Raw genomic sequence first — 19687 nt, 5'->3', positions numbered from 1 at the left:
GTGAGCCGCGAGCGCCAGGCCGGCGAGCACGGCCGCCGTGGCCAGCGCGCGCAGCGTTTGCAGGCCGCCTGCATCGCGGCCGTCACATCGAACTCCTTCACTCACGGCGCGATGAACCCCGTCTTGTCGCAGGCGAGCGTCGTGCCCGACTGGTTGCACGACGCGAGCAGCTTGCCGGCAGCCGAATACGCGTGGAACACCCAGCCGGTCGCCGGGGCCGCGCGGCGTTCCATGATCAGGAAGCCGAAGCTGTTGTTGTGCGACAGCCGCTCGATCACGGCGCCCGGTGCGGGCGTCAGGCCGGCCGGGAACGGGTCGGGCAGCGCGACGTCGAGATTGTCGCCGCCGTTGCCGGACACGATCGTCGCCGGATGCCCGGACGAGAAGTTGATCGCCTGGAAGTCGTGCACGTGCCCGTGCAGCGCGACGTGCACGCCCGGCGGGTAGTACGCCTGCGCGTTGAGGCTCGACATCACCGACTGCAGTGCGAGGTTGCCCGGCGCGGGCGTGCTGCCGGCGATCGGCGCGAACGCGAGGATCGGATGATGGTTCGTGAAAATCGTCGTCGTCATGCCGGCTTTCGACGCGAGCGCGGCGACTGTCTGGAACTGCTTCTGGTAGATGCCGAATTGCGCGTCGGTCGTCTTCAGCGGCGTGCGGCCGACTTTCGCGGTGTCGAACACGATCACCTGCGAGCCGCCGCCGAGCGACACTGCATACGGTTCCGAATAGTTCGCGTTGTTGTCGTTGGCCGGATCGTCACACGAGCGCGCGGCCGAATACGGGCGCGGATCGAGGAAGCGGAACCAGCCCTGGCCCGCCCGCGCGCATTCCTCGTGGTTGCCGCGCACGACGACCCACGGCGCCTTCGCGAGCAGCGGGGCGGCCGGGCGGAACAGGTCGGCCTGCCACGTATCCCAGCCATAGCCCCACGGGCTGTCCTTGCAGCCGGCGATGTCCGGCGGGCACGCGTTCTCGCGATAGTGGTAGTCGCCGATGTGCATCACCAGATCGGGCGACAGCTTCGCGACGCTGGCCGCGATCGTGTCGAGCGGCCACACCGACGCGTCGTTGCACGCCTGCCAGGCGTTGTCGGCTTTCTTCATGCGGCAGCCGGTGTCGGCGATGATCGCGATGCGCTGCGGCTGCGCCTTCGGCAGGGGCAGCGTGCGGCCCGCGACGCTCGCCGCCTGCGCGCCGGCCGGCAGCGTCATCTCGCAGACGGACACCGGGAAGCTCGACGGCTTCGAATCGGACGGATCGCTGGCGGTCGGCCGCTGGGCGATGGTCGCGGCGCCCGTGCGCAGGGACATGCGCGACAGCTTGCCGTCGACGGTCAGTTGCGGGCACAGCGGATCGCTGGCCGAAGCGGGCGTGTAGTTCGTGATGACGCGCGCGATCGCCTGGTTCGACTCGCCGATCTCGACCCATGCGGCCTGGACGTTGACCGCCGCACTTGCCGGATCGGCCGGCGAATCGATGTGGTTCGAGCACGCGGACAGCGCGGCGAGGGCAACAAGGGGAGCGCAGCGCACGAGCAGCGCGCGCGTGAGGAGTCGTCGCATGGGAGGCACCGTAGGAAAGTCGTCAACGATACGCAACACGAATGTAAGAAATATGAAAAAAAAGGGGCGCGACGGGCGCTCGCATGCGGGCCGTGCATCGACATTGCGGCGGCGGGTCGCGGCCGGGGGCCTTGACCTCAAGCCGGCTTGAAGCAGCAAAGTGCGAGGCACGCTCAACGAACCAGAAGGGGAATCGAAGATGGAAACCAACCGGCCCAATGATGAACAATCCGCGTTATGGAACGGCCCGTCGGGGCGCGCCTGGGTCGATACGCAGGCGCCGATCGACCGGATGTTCGAACCGCTGGAGAAGTTGCTCGTGGATACAGTGGCCACGTCGCCCGCGCGCAGCGTGCTCGACGTCGGCTGCGGCACGGGCGCGGTCACGCTCGCGATCGCGCGGCGGCTCGGTGCGGACGTGCAATGCACGGGTATCGATATCTCGGCCCGGATGATCGACGCCGCGCAGGCGCGTGCCGAACGCAGCGGCGTTCCCGCCCGCTTCGTGTGCGCGGATGTGCAGACGCACGCGTTCGAGCCCGCGAGCGTCGACCTGATCGTGTCGCGCCTCGGCGTGATGTTTTTCGACGATCCGGTTCGTGCCTTTGCGAATCTGCGGCATGCAGCGCGGCCGAATGCGCAGATGCGGTTCGTCGCGTGGCGTGGCGCGGCCGACAATCCGTTCATGACGATCGCCGAGCAGGCCGCCGCGCCGTTGCTGCCGAACCTGCCCGCGCGGCGGCCTGGTGCGCCGGGGCAATTCGCGTTCGGCGACCGGCAGCGGATCGCGTCGGTGTTGTCGGACAGCGGCTGGGCGGACGTTGCGATCGAGCCGGTCGATCTGGCGTGTGCGCTGCCCGCGCCCGCGCTGGACGACTACATCACGCGGCTGGGCCCGGTCGGGCTGGCGTTGCTGCAGGTGGACGAGGCGACCCGGCGGCGCGTGGTCGACACGATGCGTGCCGCATTCGAGCCTTGCATCGACGGCGCGGAGGTGCGCTTCGACGCGGCATGCTGGCTCGTGACGGCGCGGGCGCGCTGAATTTTTGCGATCAATGTGCCGACATTGAACGGCAGTTTACTCAGTCCGCGGTGAACTTCTAGTGGAGGTTCGAAATTTCTTTATTTTTCGAATCGAGCTATTCAATGGTTTTGAAGTGGAGCATGTGGCATGCAAGGATTGTGATTCGCTGTTTATATTCCACTGCGGTAGCTTTGCAACTATCGTGCGGAGAAGATCGGCTTCATTTTTGAAGATGGGTGTTTGTGTATTTCTAATGCGAATCTCAGTTAGATCAAGTCTCGTTCTCATCAATCGAATCTCATCAAGCAAGAGCGTTCGATGCGGATCACGGGCGCGATTGAGGCGAGTTGTTACTCGATTGAATATGAAAATTCCCAGGATGAGTACAACAATCCCTTCAAGGCCGAGTACCATGTTGGCAATGCGATCCCAGCCAGTTTTGGAAGGGGACAGCGCGATCCAAAAGATTGGAATGGAAATGATAAACATTCCTGTCATCCCTATGAGATCCTTTAGCGTCTCTGATTTGATGGCTGATTGATTGATTTGATAATATCTAATCTTTCTCATGTCGCGAACGATTGCCGCTGCTTTTCGGCGAGAGCTGTTTGTATACCATCGCATGAGGACGCGGATGGCCTTCGGGGCATGGCGGATAGCAGAAAGTAGACCGGGAACTACAGCAATGAGAATTTTCAGGAGAACAATCGAGGTCATGAGGTAATTTGTTTATTGTTGTCGCTTAAGAGCGTAACCAAGGCCGGCTACGCACCAACGATTCTCCGGGGTGTTTGCCAAAAGAAAATCTATTGTTTGTGCCGCGCGCGCAGCATCAGCCACGCGCAACCGCCGGCGACCAAGGCGAGACCGAGCAGCACGGCTTCGACGCCGAGCGCAAACCCGGGCGGCATGTCCCCGGTGTCGGGCATCGGCGACAGGTTGATGCCCATCGCGATGGCGCCGCCGGCAAGCAGCGCCGCGCAGACGATCCAGTAGACCTTGCCGCGCGGCGCCGCGGCCCGGATTCGCCACAGCGCGATGCCGGCGCCGCCGAGGTAGAGCAGCGCGAGCGTGCCGAGCGCGATGACGTCGGACGCGCGGCTTTGCAGAAGCCCGGTCATCGTGCAGCTCCGTTGCGCATGGCGGGCCGCCACGGCGTACCAAAGGCGGGGATCATTCGGCCTCCGTCGCGTGCCCCGGCGCGCGGCTCAGCAGATGCGTGCGCTTGTCGGCCGCGAGCGACACATAGCGTTCGTACTGGCGCAGCACGTCGGCAATCACTTCGTCGCCGCGCAGGTATTCGACGTCATAGCCGAGTCGCCCATCCTCGAAGAACGTGACGATTCCGTACACGTGTGCCCGTTCCGCTTCCGGCTCGGCCGCCTCGCGCACCAGAAACGCAGCCGCGGATTTCACCGTCACGCGCACGCCGTACACGAAATCGCGGTGATCGGCGGTCGGCACGGTGAGCCGCACGGCATCGTCGCTGTCGCGCTGCACGTTCGCATCGACACCGCTCGCGCGCAGCTCGTCGGCGACCTTGCGCAACGCGGGCTCGACCGTCTCGGCGACGAACTGGCGCGCTTCGGCTTCGGTCGTCTGCCGCAGGATGTGGGTCAGGCGATGGCGCCAGTGCTGGCCGGTCCAGAAGCTCGTCGCGGGCGCGACGTCCTGCGAATAGTGCACGCGGTCGGCCGCGAGCCCGCGCCACAGCCCGTAGCAGAGTGCGATCATGATGATCGCGACCGGCAACGCGGCGATCAGCGTCATCGCCTGCAACGCGCCGAGCCCGCCCGCGACCAGCAGCACCGCGGCCGTCACGCCGAGCAGTGCGGCCCAGAACAGCCGTTGCCACACGGGCGAGTGCGCGTTGCCGCGCGTCGCGATCTGGTCGATCACGAATGCGCCCGAATCGGCGGACGTGACGAAGAACACCGCGATCAGCACGATCGCGACGATCGACAGCAGTTGCGGCATCGGCAGGAAATCAAAGAAGCGGAACAGCAGTGCGTCGACATTGGTGGCCGTCTGCGCGAGCGCGCCGGCCGCGCCGTGCGTATCGAGCCAGATCGCGCTATTGCCGAACACCGTCATCCACACGAGGTTGAACGCGGTCGGCACGAGCAGCACGCCGATCACGAACTGGCGAATCGTGCGGCCGCGCGAGATGCGCGCGATGAACATGCCGACGAACGGCGACCACGACACCCACCATGCCCAGTAGAGGATCGTCCAGCCGCCGAACCAGCCTTCCTCGCGCGGCGGTGCGTACGCATACGTGCGGAACGACAGGTCGATGAGGCTCGACAGGTACTGGCCGATGTTGTCGCCGAGCGCGCGCAGCAGGAAGGCCGTCGGGCCCGCGACGACCACGAACGCGAGCAGCAGGAACGCCAGCAGCAGGTTCAGCTCGGACAGCCGCCGCACGCCCTTGTCGAGGCCGGTTGCGGCCGATACGCCCGCGAGGATCACGACGACCGCGACGAGCCCGATGCGGAACACGTTGCTGCCGGTGTCCCAGCCGGCGACGGTATGCAGGCCTGCGCTCAGCTGCATCACGCCGTAGCCGAGCGTCGTGGCAATGCCGGCGACCGTGCCGACCAGCGCGAACGCGTCGACCGTGTGACCGATCCAGCCGTTGATGCGCTCGCGCAGCACCGGATACAGCCCCGAGCGCAGCGTCAGCGGCAGGTTGTAGCGGAAGCCGAAGTACGCGAGCACGAGCCCCATCAGCCCGTAGATCGCCCACGCATGAAAACCCCAGTGGAAGAACGTCATCAGCATCGCTTCGCGCGCGGCGGCGGGCGTGCCGGGGTCGACGGTCGGCGGTTTCAGGAAGTGCTGCATCGGCTCGCCGACGCCGAAATACATGAGGCCGATGCCCATGCCGGCTGCGAACAGCATGGCTGTCCACGATACGAAGCTGAATTCGGGTTCGGCGTCGTCGGGGCCGAGCCGGATGTTGCCGAAGTCGCTCGCGGCGATCAGCACGAGAAACACGAGGAAGCCGGTGACGGCGAGCACGTAGAACCAGTCGAAGCGCGCGATGACCCATTGCTGGCCGGCGGAGAACAGCGCGCCGGCTTCGCTCGGGCGCAACGCGCACACGACGAGCAGCGCACCGATGACCGCGAGCGCGGGCAGGACGACCTGCGGCTTGAATGTCGTGCGGGGCGAGGGACGGGAATCTGGCATGGCTGGCATCCAGTTGTGGGCGCAACGAGGCGCGACGCCGCCCGGCGCGTACGTCACGCGTCGGACCCTGATACGGCGTGCGTCGAGTGTACCGCGGTGTCAGGACTGCAAGAAGGGGGCATGCAGAAGGGAAAACCTGACGAATTGTAAGGTATTGAGGGGATCGAGAAAACCCGCGGGGTTCGCCAGGCGGGCTGGCAGGCCGCTGAAAACGCGGTGGCGGACGTGTATCGGGCGCCCGGACGACACGCGTGGAATGCGAGCAATGCGTGTCGTCCGGGGCAGGGGCAGCGCACTGAATGCGCTGCTGCGAGGGTTCAGAACGTGACGGCGATGCCGGCCATGCCGACGAACTGGCCGTGTGTCGTCGACGGTGTGAGCTGCTGCGAATCGCCGACGATCGGTGCCGCGTCGATCACGTGGCCGGCACCTTGCGCACCGAGCGTCTGCCCGCTCGAATGCGTGTACGCCTGCAGCGCATAGAGCGTCGTGCGCTTCGACAGGCTGTACGACTCCTTCAGCGAGTACTGCTGGTAGCGGGCCGCACTGTTGATGCCGTTCGCCTTCGACGCGAGCGTGTACGCGAACGCGCCGGCCACCGAGAACACCGGCGTGAAGCGGTACGCGGCGAGCGCGCCGTAGGTGTTGAACACGGCCGTGTCCGTGAACGCGGAGCCGTTGCCGGGCAGGTACTTCACGTTCGAGTAGTTGAGACCCATCGTCAGGTCGCCGAGCGTGTAGTTGCCGGCCGCCGCGATCTGCTCGACGGCCTTCGCGGTGAGGTAGCCCTGGTTCAGCACGGACACCGCGAAGCTGCCCGACGCGGCGGTTGCCGGATTCAGGAAGCCGGCCGACGAGCCCGAGCTGTTGATGCGCAGGTAGCCGGCCGCGACGCCGATCGGCCCGTTCGCATAACGCAGCGCGGCGCTGAACGTGTTGCCCTTGCCGGTCGCGCCGGCAATGCCGCCGAATGCGTACATCGCGCTCGCGGTCAGCCCGGCGAAGGTCGGCGACGTGTAGGTAACCGAATTGTTCACGCGGATCGTCGTGTCGAGGCCGTCGATGTCGCCAGGATGCGCGCCCGTGGCGCCGGTCAGCCAGCTGCTCGACGCGTACGGGCCGACGAACAGGAAGTAGGGCGTGTACTGGCGGCCGGCGGTCATCGTGCCGTAGTGATCGTTGCGCAGGCCGACGAACGCCTGGCGATTGAAGATCAGGCCGGCGGCGGATTGTGCGCCGTTGTTCAGGTTGAAGCCGGACTGCAGGTCGAAGATCGCATGCGTGCCGCCGCCGAGATCCTCGTCGCCGCGCAGCCCGAACTTCGACGCATACAGGTTGCCGTCGCGCATGTAGAGGTTCGAATGGCCCTGCTGGTTGTTCACGTACGCGAGCGAATCGTCGACGACGCCGTACAGCGTCACGCTGCTCTGCGCGTGGGCGGCGGTCGTGCCGAGCGACGCGGCCGATAAAATCAGGATTGCATAGCGGTTGACGGGTGCTTTCATTGACGATCTCCAGATCTCTTCATCTTTTCAAAGGGGCGGGAGGCTCGGTCGCCTCCTCTGTGGCGGGCGGCGGGCCGCGTGAACGGCCCGCCTTGCCCGGGTTATGCGGTTCAGCTGTCGAATCCGACGACGAGGCGGCGCCACGCGCCATCCTGCGCATCCTGCTCGACACGCGCGCCACGGACGGCGACCGGGCCTTGCAGCGACGCGGGCAACAGGATCTCGACGCGGTCGGCCGGGCGTGCCGGGCGGCCGTCCCAGCGCACCGATACGCCGAGCACGCCGGATGCCTCGCGGCCGGTCTCGATGCGCCACAGCCCGTATTCGCCGTCGCGCCATGCTTCCGTCTCGCCGTCGTCCTCGACGCATTCGCCGTATGCGACACCGTCCTCGACGCGCGGCGCAACGAGGAAGCCGCGCGTGTCGGCACGTGCGCCGAAATGCTGTTCCGCGACGTTCAGCGGCAGCACGCGGCCCTCGCGCAGCAGCATCACCGGCGTGTCGAGCGGCGCGGGCAGCGTCGCGCTCGTACCGCCGTCGAACGACTGCGCGCTAGCACAGCACATCCAGCGCGCACCCGACGGCAGGTAGACGGTGCGCTCCGTCAGGCCGGGATCGACGACCGGTGCGACGAGCAGCGCATCGCCGAGCATCATGTCGTCACATTCGTCGTAGCAGCGCGCATCGCCGGGGAAATCGGCGAAGGTCGGCCGCAGCACGGGCTCGTAGCGCGTCGTCGATAGCCACAGCAGGTGATAGAGGTAGGGCAGCAGCCGGTAGCGCTGCTTGATCAGCGATGCGATCTGCGCGGTGATCTCGGGGTACATCCACGGTTCGTTGACCGTGCCGTCGTCGTTCCACGAGTGGATGCTGAAGCGCGGCATGAAGATGCCGAACTGCACCCAGCGCAGCAGCAGTTCGGGCGACGGCGCGGGCCCGGAGAAGCCGCCGATGTCGTGACCGATGTTCGACACGCCCGACAGCGCGAGCCCGAGGCCCATCTTCAGGTTGTAGCGCAAGGTTTCCCACGACGTGTAGTTGTCGCCGGACCAGGTCTGTACATAGCGCTGCATGCCGGCGCCGCCGGAGCGCGACACGAGGAACGGCCGCTGCGCCGGCGCATGTGTGCGCTGCGCTTCACGCGACGCGCGCATCATCAGCATCGTCTGCAGCACCTTTGCCTCGCGCGCCGGAAACGGCTGGCCGAAGCCGTGCGCGATCGCATCGGGCGACCAGATCTCGTACTCGTTGTTGTCGTTCCAGGTCGATTCGATCCCGTATTCGAGCAGCGCCGACGTGACCTGCTCGCGCCACCAGCGATACGCGTCAGGCTGCGTGAAGTCGAGATACGCACCGACCTCGTCCCAGAACTGCACCCATGCGGGCTCGCCGGACGCCGAGCGGATCAGCAGCCCGCGCGTGGCCGCCTCTTCGAATGCGGGATGGTCGCGCAGCAGGCACGGCTTGATGTTCGCGCACAGGCGGATGCCGTGGTCGCGGTAATGCTTCACGAAGCCCTTCGCATCGGGAAACTTGTCGCGGTTCCAGTTGAACACGTAGCGCTTCGCGCCGATCGACGTATAGCCCGACGACAGGTGGAACGAATCGCACAGGATGTCGTGCGTGTCGCACTGCTCGACGAACTGGTTCATCTGCTGCTGCGCGTCCGGTGCATCGGTGTAGCTCATCGTCGAGCCCGAATAGCCGAGCCCCCATTTCGGCGTGCGCGCGGGGCGCCCTGTGAGCCACGTGAAGCGCCGCGCGGCCGCGAGCGGCGTGTCGGGCGATGCGATGAAGTAGTAGTCGAGATCGCCGTGCTCGGCGACGAAATAGCGGTACGGGCCGTGATAGTTGTCGAGTTCGCGGCCCATGTCGAACGAGCAGTCCGACAGCGTGTCGTAGAACAGCCCGAACCCCTGGCATGCGTCGGGCGACCACGTGATGTAGAACGGGATGTGCTTGTACAGCGGGTCGGTGTGCTTCGCGCTGTAGCCCATCGCGTCGATGTTGCGCATCTCGAAGCGCGCGCCGGTGCGGTCGAGGTCGCCCGCGCGTTCGCCGAGGCCGAACACCTTGTCGCCCCGCTCGCGGGCGACGTAGTGATACGCGCGATCGTCCCACCAGCCGAAGTTGTACGCCTGCGTCGCGCGGTCGGCGAGGGCGACGCGCCACGTGCCGTCCGCGTCGCGCATCGACCACGTGCAGTGGCCGCCTTGCAGGCGCACCGCGAGCCGGATCTGTGTGGTTTCGATGCACACGCCGTCGTCGTCTTCGATGAGGGTAAAGGAGGGCAGCGTGAAGCCGCTCAGGTCGAGGCGATCGCGTCCGTCGAGCGCCACGTCGTCGAGGCCCGGTGCGATCGACCACGTGCGCGGGTTGCGCGCCGTCGCGTCGGGCAGCACGCGCACCCGCACGATGTCGTCCTCGAGCACGAAGATCTCGAGGGTTGCGCCCGCCTCGGACGCGAGCAGCACACGGTTCGCGTGCTGGCCGGCGACGCGGAACACGGGCGGATGAAGAAGCGAAGTCATGAATGCGATTCCTGGTGAGAGCGAAGGTCAGGCGTGCCGGGCGAGCAGGCGTTCCTGCTTCGACTGCCCGCGGATCAGCACCGCGAGCAGCGTGACCCCGATGAGGTCGAACAGGCCGAGGCACGCGAACAGCGGCGCATAGCCGATCTTGTCGGCGAGCGCGCCGACCAGCAGCGAGAAACCGAGCCCGCCGATCCACGCGGCCATCCCGGCGAAGCCGCTCGCGGTGCCGACTTCCTCGGGATCGAACACGTCGGCCGACAGTGTGTTGACGAGTGCGGAGATCATCTGGTGCGCGAAGCCGCCGACGCAGAACAGCGCGATGGCCGTGTACGGCGACGCCACGAGCCCGATCATCGCGGGCCCGAGCATCAGCACCGAGCCGAGCGCGACGCCGGCAACGCGCGACCACACGAGCGGCAGCTTGAAGCGCTTCGCGAGATACGGCGACAGGTAGCCGCCCGCGATGCCGCCGAGGTCGGCCGCGAGAAACGGCATCCACGCGAAGATCGCGATCTGCTTGAGTTCCATGTGGCGCTCGGTCGCGAGATACAGCGGAATCCAGAAGCTGAAGGTCTGCCACGCGGGCTCGGCGAAGAAGCGCGGCAGCGCGATGGCCCAGAAGCGCCGTGCGGTGACGACGTCGCGGATGCGGCGCTTCGACACGGGCGGCATCGTCGCCTGGCCGTCGCGGATCAGCGCGCGCTCCTGCGGCGTGATGCGCGGATGGTCTGCCGGCGACCGGTATTGCGTGTACCAGAGCGCGGCCCATACGAAGCCGAGCGCGCCGGTGGCCATGAACGCGGCCTGCCAGCCGAACCGCATCGACAGGAACACGACGAGCGGCGGCGCGATCGCTGCGCCGAGCGACGTGCCCGCGTTGAAATAGCCGACGGCGACGGATTTCTCGCGATCGGGAAACCATTCGGCGACAGCCTTCATCCCGGACGGAATCGCGGCGGCTTCGAACAGGCCGAGAAAGCCGCGCAGGATGCCGAGCGACAGCCAGCCCGACGCGAACCCGTGCGCGACGCCGACCACCGACCACAGCATCGCGAACAGCGCGAACCCGAGCCGCAGCCCGATCAGGTCGACGACGAAGCCGCACACGGGCTGCATGATCGTGTAACCGATCTGGAACGCGCCGACGATGTACGAATACTGCTGCGTCGAGATCGCGAACACCTGCTTCAGCTCGGGGGCGAGCACCGCGAGGGAATTCCGTGCGAGGTAGTTGAGGATCGTGCCCAGACACACGAGCACGATGATCCACCAGCGCAACGCCTTGACTGTCTTCACTGCTGTCTCCTGTCGGGCAGGGCCGGCGCGTCGCGCCGGCCCGATCCATGACGACCATCCGTTCGGGATGGCCTGTTTTCACTTTATTCGTACGATGTCCGATCTTGATGGGCGCCATTTTTTCCGGTTTGAGTCGGAATAATGGTGTTCAAGTGAACATTTCGTCGTCTCTGAAGGCTAATGTTATCTGACGACTGATCATTTTCGAACATCCTATGTTCGAATTCGAATCCGGTCAACGTGAAATTGCATTCGAACGAACTTGCTCGGGGTTTTCCCCATGGACGAGTGGCGGCAGGGCGCGTGACGACGCGCGGCGATTAGGCGTCAAAGGCCCATGGGGCGGGGCTGTGCAGGCGATCGGGCAATCGAATGGCGCGGGATGGAGCGTGACAACCCTGGTGAAAATTTATTTCTTTTCGGGATCGGAGTTGTGTAAATTCATTTTCATCATCCTTGCAATAACCCTTCGCATGACGCCTCTCGTTCCGCACGACGCCAGTCAAGACGAACCCTCGATCGCCGAGCGGATCGCGTCGGCCATGCCGTTGATGACGCCGATCCACCGCCGCATGGGCGAGTTCGTGCTCGCGAATCCGTTCCGCGCGGCGACGATGCGGATCGACGAACTCGCGCAGGCCGTGAACGCGTCGATCGCGACTGCGAACCGCTTCGCGAAGGCGCTCGGTTTCGACGGCTATCCGGCGATGCGCGCGGCGCTGGTGCGCGGCTTCGAGGCGACACTCGGGCCGGTCGAGCGGCTGCGTTCCGCGCAGGAGCAGGAGCCCGGCGTACGTGGCGCCGTATGGATCGACGCGGTATTCGACCAGGCCGTCGCGAACATCGAGAACACGCGTGCGCAACTGGACGCAGCCGACGTCGAAGCCGCGGTCGAGGCGATCGTCGGCGCGCGTCGCGTGCTGATCCTCGGCGCGGGGTCGAGCGCGTTCCTCACCGGGCTGATGGAGCACGGGCTGTCCGTCTGTCATGACAACGTGCAGTCGCTCGCGCTGCTCGGCGGCCCGTCGCATGCGGCGCGGCGCCTGTATACGGCCGACTCGCGCGATCTCGTGATCGCGCTCGCGTTTCCGCGCTATGTGAAGGACACGATCGAACTCGCCCGCCGTGCGGCGGCGCGCGGTGCACGCGTGCTGGGGATCTCCGACGGCCCGCAATCGCCGCTTGCGCCGATCGCGTCGCTGAACCTGTACGTCAAGGCCGAACGTCGCTTCGCGGCCACGTCGGAAGCGGCCGTGCTCGCGATGATCGAGGCGCTGATCGACGCGGTTGCGCTGCGCACGCACCGGTCCGCGAAATCCGCGGCCGAGATGACCGAATTCCTGCTGCCGTGGCTCATGCAGCCGCAAGCGACGCCACCGGCCGCCAATCCTTCTACTCACCGTCCGAAAAAAACATGACTTCACCCGCGATCGTTGCGATTCACGGCGGCGCAGGCACGATCCTGCGCGATGCGATGGATTCCGACACCGAACGTCAGTACCGCGCCGAACTGACCGCCATTCTGACGGCCGCACAGCAGGTGCTGGCCGATGGCGGCAGCGCGCTCGACGCCGTCACCGTCGCGGTGCGGATGCTCGAGGATTGTCCGCTGTTCAACGCGGGGCGCGGCGCCGTCTATACGGCTGAAGGCAAGCACGAACTCGACGCGGCGGTGATGGACGGCGCGACGCTCGACGCCGGCGCGATCTGCTGTGCGACGCGCGTGCGCAATCCCGTGCTTGCCGCGCGGCGCGTGATGGAAGCCAGCGAGCACGTGCTGTTCGCCGGTGAGGGCGCCGATGCGTTTGCGGCCGCACAGGGGCTCGAACTCGCGGAGCCGGGTTACTTCCACACCGAGGCGCGTCACGCGCAGTGGGTCAAGGCGCGTGCAGCGGCGGGCCCGATGCTCGACCACGACGCGGCGACGTTCACGTTCGGCGCATCACCCTCGCAGCAGCAGCCGGCCGAGCCGCTCGATCCGGACCGCAAGCACGGCACGGTCGGTGCGGTCGCATGCGACCAGCATGGCCATATCGCGGCGGCGACGTCGACGGGCGGCATCACGAACAAGCAGCCGGGGCGTGTCGGCGATTCGCCGATCATCGGCGCGGGCTGCTATGCGGACGACGCAACCTGCGCGGTGTCGTCGACGGGCACGGGCGAGATGTTCATCCGGCTCGCGACCGCGCATGACGTGGCCGCGCAGATCGCGTATCGCGGCGCGTCGCTCGCCGACGCCGCGCACGACGTCGTGATGAACAAGCTGCCGCGCCTCGCGGGCCGCGGCGGGATCATCGCGGTCGACGCGCAGGGCAACGTCGCGATGCCGTTCAACACCGAAGGAATGTACCGCGGCTACGCGCGCGTCGGTGAAGCGCCGGTGGTCGGCATCTATCGCGACGACGACACGGCCTGATCCCGGACCGCACGAGGAGGAGACCCACGATGACTACGAGCCGTAACCCGTCCGGCCTGGTGCTGCCCGAGCAGCGCGTGGTGGCCGTCGACGACCTGTCGGTCACGTTCCGCCGCGAAGGCGCGACGTTCGACGCGGTGCGCAACGTGTCGTTTCACGTCGATCGCGGCGAGACGCTCGCGATCGTCGGCGAATCGGGCTCGGGCAAGTCGGTGACATCGCTCGCACTGATGCGGCTCGTCGAGCACGGCGGCGGCGCGATCACGAACGGCCGGATCGCGTTCCGCCGGCGCGGCGGCGCGCTCGTCGATCTTGCGCAGGCCAGCGGCGCGACGATGCGCGGCATTCGCGGCGCGGACATCGCGATGATCTTCCAGGAGCCGATGACGTCGCTGAACCCGGTATTCACGGTTGGCGACCAGATCAGCGAGGCGATCGCGCTGCATCAGTCGAAAAGCATGTCCGAAGCGCGCGCGGAAACGCTGCGGCTGCTCGAACTCGTGCGCATCCCGGAGGCGCGCCGCGTGTTCGCGCGCTATCCGCACCAGTTGTCGGGCGGGATGCGGCAACGCGTGATGATCGCGATGGCGCTGTCGTGCCGCCCCTCGCTGCTGATCGCCGACGAGCCGACGACCGCGCTCGACGTGACGATCCAGGCGCAGATCCTGCAACTCGTGCGCGGGCTGCAGGACGAGATGAACATGGGCGTGATCTTCATCACGCACGACATGGGCGTGGTGGCCGAAGTGGCCGACCGCGTGCTCGTGATGTATCGCGGCGAGAAGGTCGAGGAGGGTGAATCGGATCGCATCTTCGCGGCACCGGAGCATCGCTACACGCGTGCGCTGCTCGCGGCCGTGCCGAAGCTCGGCTCGATGCAGGGCACCGATGCGCCCGAGAAATTCCCGCTGCTGAAGGTGGAGGGCGCGAGCGCGGCGGCATCGGCGGCATCGCCCGCGCCCGCGGCGAACGATGAGGCGCAGCCGCCCGTCGATCAGTCCGCGTCGCCGATCCTGCGCGTAAGCGATCTCGTGACGCGCTTCCCGGTGAAGAGCGGCGTGTTCGACCGCGTGTCGCAATACGTGCATGCGGTGGAGCGCGTGAGCTTCGAACTGCGCGCGGGCGAGACGCTTGCGCTCGTCGGCGAATCGGGCTGCGGCAAGTCGACCACCGGCCGCTCGCTGCTGCGCCTCGTCGAATCGCAGAGCGGCTCGATCGAGTTCGACGGCCGCGACATCAGCGCGCTGAAGGGTTCGGACCTGCAGGCGCTGCGCCGGAACATCCAGTTCATCTTCCAGGATCCGTTCGCGTCGCTGAACCCGCGCCTGACCGTCGGCTTCTCGATCATGGAGCCGCTGCTCGTGCACGGCGTCGCGAGCGGCCGCGAAGCGCAGGCGCGCGTCGACTGGCTGCTCGACAAGGTCGGCCTGCCGCCGGAGGCCGCGCGCCGCTATCCGCACGAATTCTCGGGCGGCCAGCGCCAGCGGATCGCGATCGCGCGGGCGCTCGCGCTGAACCCGAAGGTCGTGATCGCCGACGAATCGGTGTCGGCGCTCGACGTGTCGGTACAGGCGCAGATCGTCAACCTGATGCTCGACCTGCAGCGCGAGCTCGGCGTCGCGTACCTGTTCATCTCGCACGACATGGCCGTGGTCGAGCGCATCAGCCATCGCGTCGCGGTGATGTATCTCGGCCAGATCGTCGAGATCGGCCCGCGCCGCGCGGTGTTCGAGGCGCCGCAGCACCCGTACACGAAGAAGCTGATGAGCGCGGTGCCGGTGGCCGACCCCGCGCGCCGGCACGCGCCGCGCCAGCTTGCGGCGGACGAAATACCGAGCCCGATCCGCGCGGTCGGCGACGAGCCGGTCGTCGCGCCGCTCGTCGCGGTCGGTCCCGATCATTACGTCGCGACGCATCGCGTCGGCGGCGCGTACTGATGAAATGCGCCGCTACGGCGATGCGCGAGCTTGCAGGAAGTCGAAACCGAAACGCCCGTGAGGCGTCACCGATTCACCGTTAGGAGCCCAGCAAAATGACCAAGCAGCATCCGTTCCCGATGTTTCGTCCGCGCGCGTGTTTCGTCGCGCTCGCCGGCGCGTTCGCGCTGTCGGCCGCGGTGCCCGCGTTCGCGCAGCAGACCGCGGTGATGGCGGTGGATTCGACGTTCACGACGATGGACCCGTACGACGCGAACGACACGGTGTCGCAGGCCGTCGTCAAGTCGTTCTACCAGGGGCTGTTCGGCTTCGACAAGGACATGAAGCTCGTCAACGTGCTGGCAACCAGTTACGACGCGAGCCCGGATGCGAAGGTCTACACGATCAAGCTGCGCCAGGGCGTGAAGTTCCACGACGGCACCGATTTCAACGCAGCGGCCGTGAAGGCGAACTTCGACCGCGTGACCGATCCCGCGAACCACCTGAAGCGCTACAACATGTTCCGCGTGATCGAGAAGACCGAAGTGGTCGATCCGTACACGGTGAAGATCACGCTGCGCGAGCCGTTCTCGGCGCTGATCAACACGCTCGCGCACCCGTCGGCCGTGATGATCTCGCCGGCCGCGCTGAAGAAGTGGGGCCGCGACATCGCGCTGCATCCGGTCGGCACGGGCCCGTTCGAGTTCGTCGAATGGAAGCAGACCGACGACCTGAAGGTGAAGAAGTTCGCCGGCTACTGGAAGAAGGGCTATCCGAAGATCGACGCGATCGACTGGAAGCCGGTGGTCGACAACAACACGCGTGCCGCGCTGATCAAGACGGGCGAAGCCGATTTCGCGTTCCGCATCCCGTTCGAGCAGGCAGCCGACCTGAAGGGCAACCCGAAGGTCGACGTCGTGGAGCGGCCGTCGATCGTGCAGCGCTACGTGTCGCTGAACATGCAGCAGAAGCCGTTCGACAACCCGAAGGTGCGCCAGGCGCTGAACTACGCGGTGAACAAGGAAGCGCTCGCGAAGGTCGCGTTCGCCGGCTTCGCGACGCCGTCCACCGGCGTGGTCCCGCAGGGTGTCGACTACGCGACCAAGCTGGGCCCGTGGCCGTACGACCCGGCGAAGGCGCGCGCGCTGCTGAAGGAAGCCGGCTATCCGAACGGCTTCGAGACGACGCTGTGGTCCGCCTATAACAACTCGACGTCGCAGAAGGCGATCCAGTTCGTGCAGCAGCAGCTCGCGCAGGTCGGCGTGAAGGTGCAGGTGCAGGCGCTGGAAGCCGGCGAGCGCGTCGCGAAGGTCGAGAGCGCGCCGGATCCGGCGAAGGCGCCGGTGCGGATGTACTACATCGGCTGGTCGTCGTCGACCGGCGAGGCGAACTGGGCGATCACGCCGCTGCTCGCCGGCGCGTCGGCGCCGCCGAAGCTGCTGAACACCGCGTACTACAAGAACGACGCGGTCGACGGCGATCTCTCGAAGGCACTGGAGACGGTCGACCGCGCGAAGAAGACCGACCTCTACGCCGATGCGCAGAAGCAGATCTGGACCGATGCACCGTGGATCTTCCTCGTGCAGGAGAAGATCGTCTATGCGCGCAGCAAGCGGCTGCAGGGCGCGTACGTGATGCCGGACGGCTCGTTCAACTTCGACGAAATCTCGCTGAAGTGACAGTAGTGATGACGGCGGCTCGTCCGCCACGCGGTGCCGGTGGCGCAAGCCGCCGGCACGCTGATTCGATCGGTGCCCCATGCTGAATTTTCTCGTCAAACGCCTGTTCGGCCTGCTGCCCACGCTCGCGATCGTCGCGGTGCTGGTGTTCCTGTTCGTCCACCTGCTGCCGGGTGACCCGGCGCGGCTCGCGGCCGGGCCCGAAGCCGACGATGCGACGGTCGCGCTCGTGCGTGCCGATCTCGGGCTCGACCGCCCGCTGCCCGCACAATTCGTGAATTTCTTCACAAAGATCGCGCACGGCGATTTCGGCATATCGACCCGCAGCAAGCGGCCGGTCTCGACCGAGATCGGCGAACGCTTCATGCCGACGCTGATGCTGACGCTCGTCAGCATGGTGTGGGCGACGGCGTTCGGGATGGCGATCGGGATCGCGTCGGCGGTGTGGCGCAACCGCTGGCCGGACCGTCTCGGCATGACGCTCGCGGTGTCGGGCATCTCGTTTCCCGCGTTCGCGCTCGGCATGCTGCTGATGGAAATCTTCTCGGTGAAGCTCGGCTGGCTGCCGGTGGTGCCGGACGGCTCGTGGAAGAGCTACGTGCTGCCGTCGCTGACGCTCGGCGCCGCGGTCGCGGCCGTGATGGCACGCTTCACGCGCGCGTCGTTCGTCGAGGTGCTGAACGAGGATTTCGTGCGCACCGCACGGGCGAAGGGCGTGCGCGAGCCGATGGTGGTGCTCAAGCACTGCCTGCGCAACGCGATGATCCCGGTCGTCACGATGATGGGGCTGCAGTTCGGCTTCCTGCTCGGCGGCTCGATCGTCGTCGAGGTGGTGTTCAACTGGCCGGGGCTCGGGCGCCTGCTCGTCGATGCGGTGACGATGCGCGACTACCCCGTGATCCAGGCGATCGTGTTGCTGTTTTCGCTCGAGTTCATCCTGATCAACCTGACCGTCGACGTGCTGTACGCGGTCATCAACCCGACCATCCGGTTCAAGTGAGGCGCGCATGAACGCGACAGTCCAGACCGCGGCGCCGGCCGCACCCGCCGCGATTCGCACGCCGTGGCGCGAATTCTGGCGCAAGTTCCGCAAGCAGACCGTCGCGCTCGTCGCGGGCGGCTTCGTGCTGGCGCTTGTCGTGCTGGCGTTCGTCGGCCCGCACATCGTGCCGTTCGATCCGGAGAACTATTTCGACTACGACGCGCTGAATGCGGGGCCGTCGGCCGTGCACTGGTTCGGCGTCGATTCGCTCGGCCGCGACATCTTCAGCCGGATCATCGCGGGCACGCGCATCTCGCTCGCGGCCGGCTTCTTCTCGGTCGCGCTCGGTGCGGTGATCGGCACGTTCTTCGGGTTGCTCGCCGGCTACTACGAAGGCTGGTGGGACCGCATCACGATGCGCGTGGCCGACGTGCTGTTCGCGTTTCCGGGCATCCTGCTCGCGATCGGCGTGGTCGCGATCCTCGGCAACGGGATGATCAACGTGATCTGCGCGGTCGCGATCTTCAGCATCCCGGCGTTCGCGCGGCTGGTGCGCGGCAACACGCTGATGCTCAAGCACATGACCTATGTCGAGGCCGCGCGCAGCATCGGCGCGTCGGACTGGACGATCATCATGCGGCACATCCTGCCGGGCACCGTGTCGTCGGTCGTCGTCTACTTCACGATGCGGATCGGCACGTCGATCATTACGGCCGCGAGCCTGTCGTTCCTCGGGCTCGGCGCGCAGCCGCCGACGCCGGAGTGGGGCGCGATGCTCAACGAGGCGCGCGCGGACATGGTGACGGCGCCGCACATCGCGATCTTCCCGAGCCTTGCGATCTTCCTGACCGTGCTCGCGTTCAACCTGCTCGGCGACGGGCTGCGCGACGCGCTCGATCCTAAGCTGGAGCGCCGCTGATGCGCCATTCACCGATGTGGACGGCGACGCTGCCGGCCGGGCCGCGCGGCACGATCGCCGACGTGCCGGGCGTGACGGTCGGCCATTGCACGCTCGATGCGGGCAACGTGCAGACGGGCGTGACCGTCGTGAAGCCGCATCCGGGCGACGTGTACCGCAGCAAGGTGCCGGCGGGCGCTGCCGTGATCAACGGGTTCGGCAAGAGCGTCGGGCTCGTGCAGGTCGACGAGCTCGGCACGCTCGATACGCCGATCGCGCTGACCAATACGTTCGGCGTCGGCGCGGTCGCACAGGCGCAGATTCGCGCGGCGGTCGCGGCGAATCCGCAAATCGGCCGCGACTGGTCGACCGTCAACCCGCTCGTGTTCGAGTGCAACGACGGCTATCTGAACGATATCCAGGCGTTCGCGGTCACGGCCGCGCATTACGACGACGCGTGCCGCGCGGCATCGCGTGACGTCGCACGCGGCGCGGTGGGCGCCGGGCGCGGGATGGCGAGCTTCGATCTGAAGGGCGGGATCGGCTCCGCGTCGCGCGTCGCCGTCGCGGCTGGCCGGCCCTATACGGTCGGCGCGCTCGTGCTGGCGAATTTCGGCCGGCTGCCGATGCTGACGCTCGGCGGCGTGCCGCTCGGGCAGATCGTCGCGCAACGGCGG

The 19687-nt window shown here is 66.8% G+C and carries 15 protein-coding genes; 8 read left to right on the top strand and 7 right to left on the bottom strand.

Translation table 11 applies throughout. The features are described 5' to 3' along the window. Positions 1–101: 101 nt before the first annotated feature. Complete coding sequence (locus G3N99_RS16240; protein WP_206122900.1) at positions 102–1565, bottom strand: metallophosphoesterase; 1464 nt, start codon at positions 1563–1565, stop codon at positions 102–104. 199 nt (positions 1566–1764) lie between these two features. On the opposite strand from G3N99_RS16240, the gene G3N99_RS16235 reads away from it, so the two are divergent. Further along, a complete protein-coding gene (locus G3N99_RS16235; RefSeq protein ID WP_206122899.1) occupies positions 1765–2607 on the top strand; it encodes a class I SAM-dependent methyltransferase in 843 nt (280 codons plus the stop codon). Positions 2608–2643: 36 nt separating this feature from the next. Here G3N99_RS16235 and G3N99_RS16230 read toward each other — a convergent pair whose 3' ends face one another. From G3N99_RS16230 to G3N99_RS16205, 6 genes are all read right to left on the bottom strand, one after another. Next, a complete protein-coding gene (locus tag G3N99_RS16230) occupies positions 2644–3306 on the bottom strand; it encodes a hypothetical protein (protein ID WP_206122898.1) in 663 nt (220 codons plus the stop codon). 89 nt (positions 3307–3395) lie between these two features. Next, entirely contained in the window at positions 3396–3710 is a 315-nt protein-coding gene (locus G3N99_RS16225; protein WP_206122897.1) for a hypothetical protein, read from the bottom strand. Positions 3711–3762: 52 nt separating this feature from the next. Further along, a complete protein-coding gene (locus tag G3N99_RS16220; RefSeq protein WP_174945011.1) occupies positions 3763–5784 on the bottom strand; it encodes a BCCT family transporter in 2022 nt (673 codons plus the stop codon). Positions 5785–6101: 317 nt separating this feature from the next. Continuing rightward, positions 6102–7289: a porin gene (locus G3N99_RS16215; RefSeq protein ID WP_174935729.1), complete on the bottom strand. Its 1188-nt coding sequence runs from the start codon at positions 7287–7289 to the stop codon at positions 6102–6104. Positions 7290–7399: 110 nt separating this feature from the next. Further along, complete coding sequence (locus tag G3N99_RS16210; protein ID WP_206122896.1) at positions 7400–9820, bottom strand: glycoside hydrolase family 31 protein; 2421 nt, start codon at positions 9818–9820, stop codon at positions 7400–7402. 27 nt (positions 9821–9847) lie between these two features. Further along, a complete protein-coding gene (locus G3N99_RS16205) occupies positions 9848–11119 on the bottom strand; it encodes an MFS transporter (protein WP_174935725.1) in 1272 nt (423 codons plus the stop codon). 473 nt (positions 11120–11592) lie between these two features. Between G3N99_RS16205 and G3N99_RS16200 the strand changes: the two genes are divergently transcribed. The 7 genes from G3N99_RS16200 to G3N99_RS16170 all read left to right on the top strand — a co-directional run. Beyond that, a complete protein-coding gene (locus tag G3N99_RS16200; protein ID WP_206122895.1) occupies positions 11593–12537 on the top strand; it encodes a MurR/RpiR family transcriptional regulator in 945 nt (314 codons plus the stop codon). Next, complete coding sequence (locus G3N99_RS16195) at positions 12534–13535, top strand: isoaspartyl peptidase/L-asparaginase (RefSeq protein ID WP_206122894.1); 1002 nt, start codon at positions 12534–12536, stop codon at positions 13533–13535. The genes G3N99_RS16200 and G3N99_RS16195 overlap by 4 nt, the downstream gene beginning before the upstream one ends. Positions 13536–13564: 29 nt before the next feature. Then, entirely contained in the window at positions 13565–15472 is a 1908-nt protein-coding gene (locus G3N99_RS16190; RefSeq protein WP_206122893.1) for a dipeptide ABC transporter ATP-binding protein, read from the top strand. 95 nt (positions 15473–15567) lie between these two features. Beyond that, positions 15568–17130, top strand: coding sequence for a glutathione ABC transporter substrate-binding protein GsiB (gene gsiB / locus G3N99_RS16185; RefSeq protein ID WP_206122892.1), 1563 nt, complete (start codon positions 15568–15570; stop codon positions 17128–17130). A 79-nt stretch (positions 17131–17209) separates the two neighbouring features. Next, complete coding sequence (gene gsiC / locus G3N99_RS16180) at positions 17210–18130, top strand: glutathione ABC transporter permease GsiC (protein WP_174935716.1); 921 nt, start codon at positions 17210–17212, stop codon at positions 18128–18130. Positions 18131–18137: 7 nt separating this feature from the next. Further along, positions 18138–19031: a glutathione ABC transporter permease GsiD gene (gene gsiD, locus G3N99_RS16175; RefSeq protein WP_174935714.1), complete on the top strand. Its 894-nt coding sequence runs from the start codon at positions 18138–18140 to the stop codon at positions 19029–19031. Then, positions 19031–19687: P1 family peptidase (locus G3N99_RS16170; protein ID WP_206122891.1), on the top strand; the 657-nt coding region annotated here is incomplete at its 3' end. The genes gsiD and G3N99_RS16170, both read left to right, overlap by 1 nt.

The sequence above is a fragment of the Burkholderia sp. Ac-20392 genome (assembly GCF_017104585.1).
Classification (GTDB): Bacteria; Pseudomonadota; Gammaproteobacteria; order Burkholderiales; family Burkholderiaceae; genus Burkholderia; species Burkholderia lata.
Note: the sequence above shows the minus strand (reverse complement) of the source record. Positions and strands in the feature narration are given on the sequence as shown.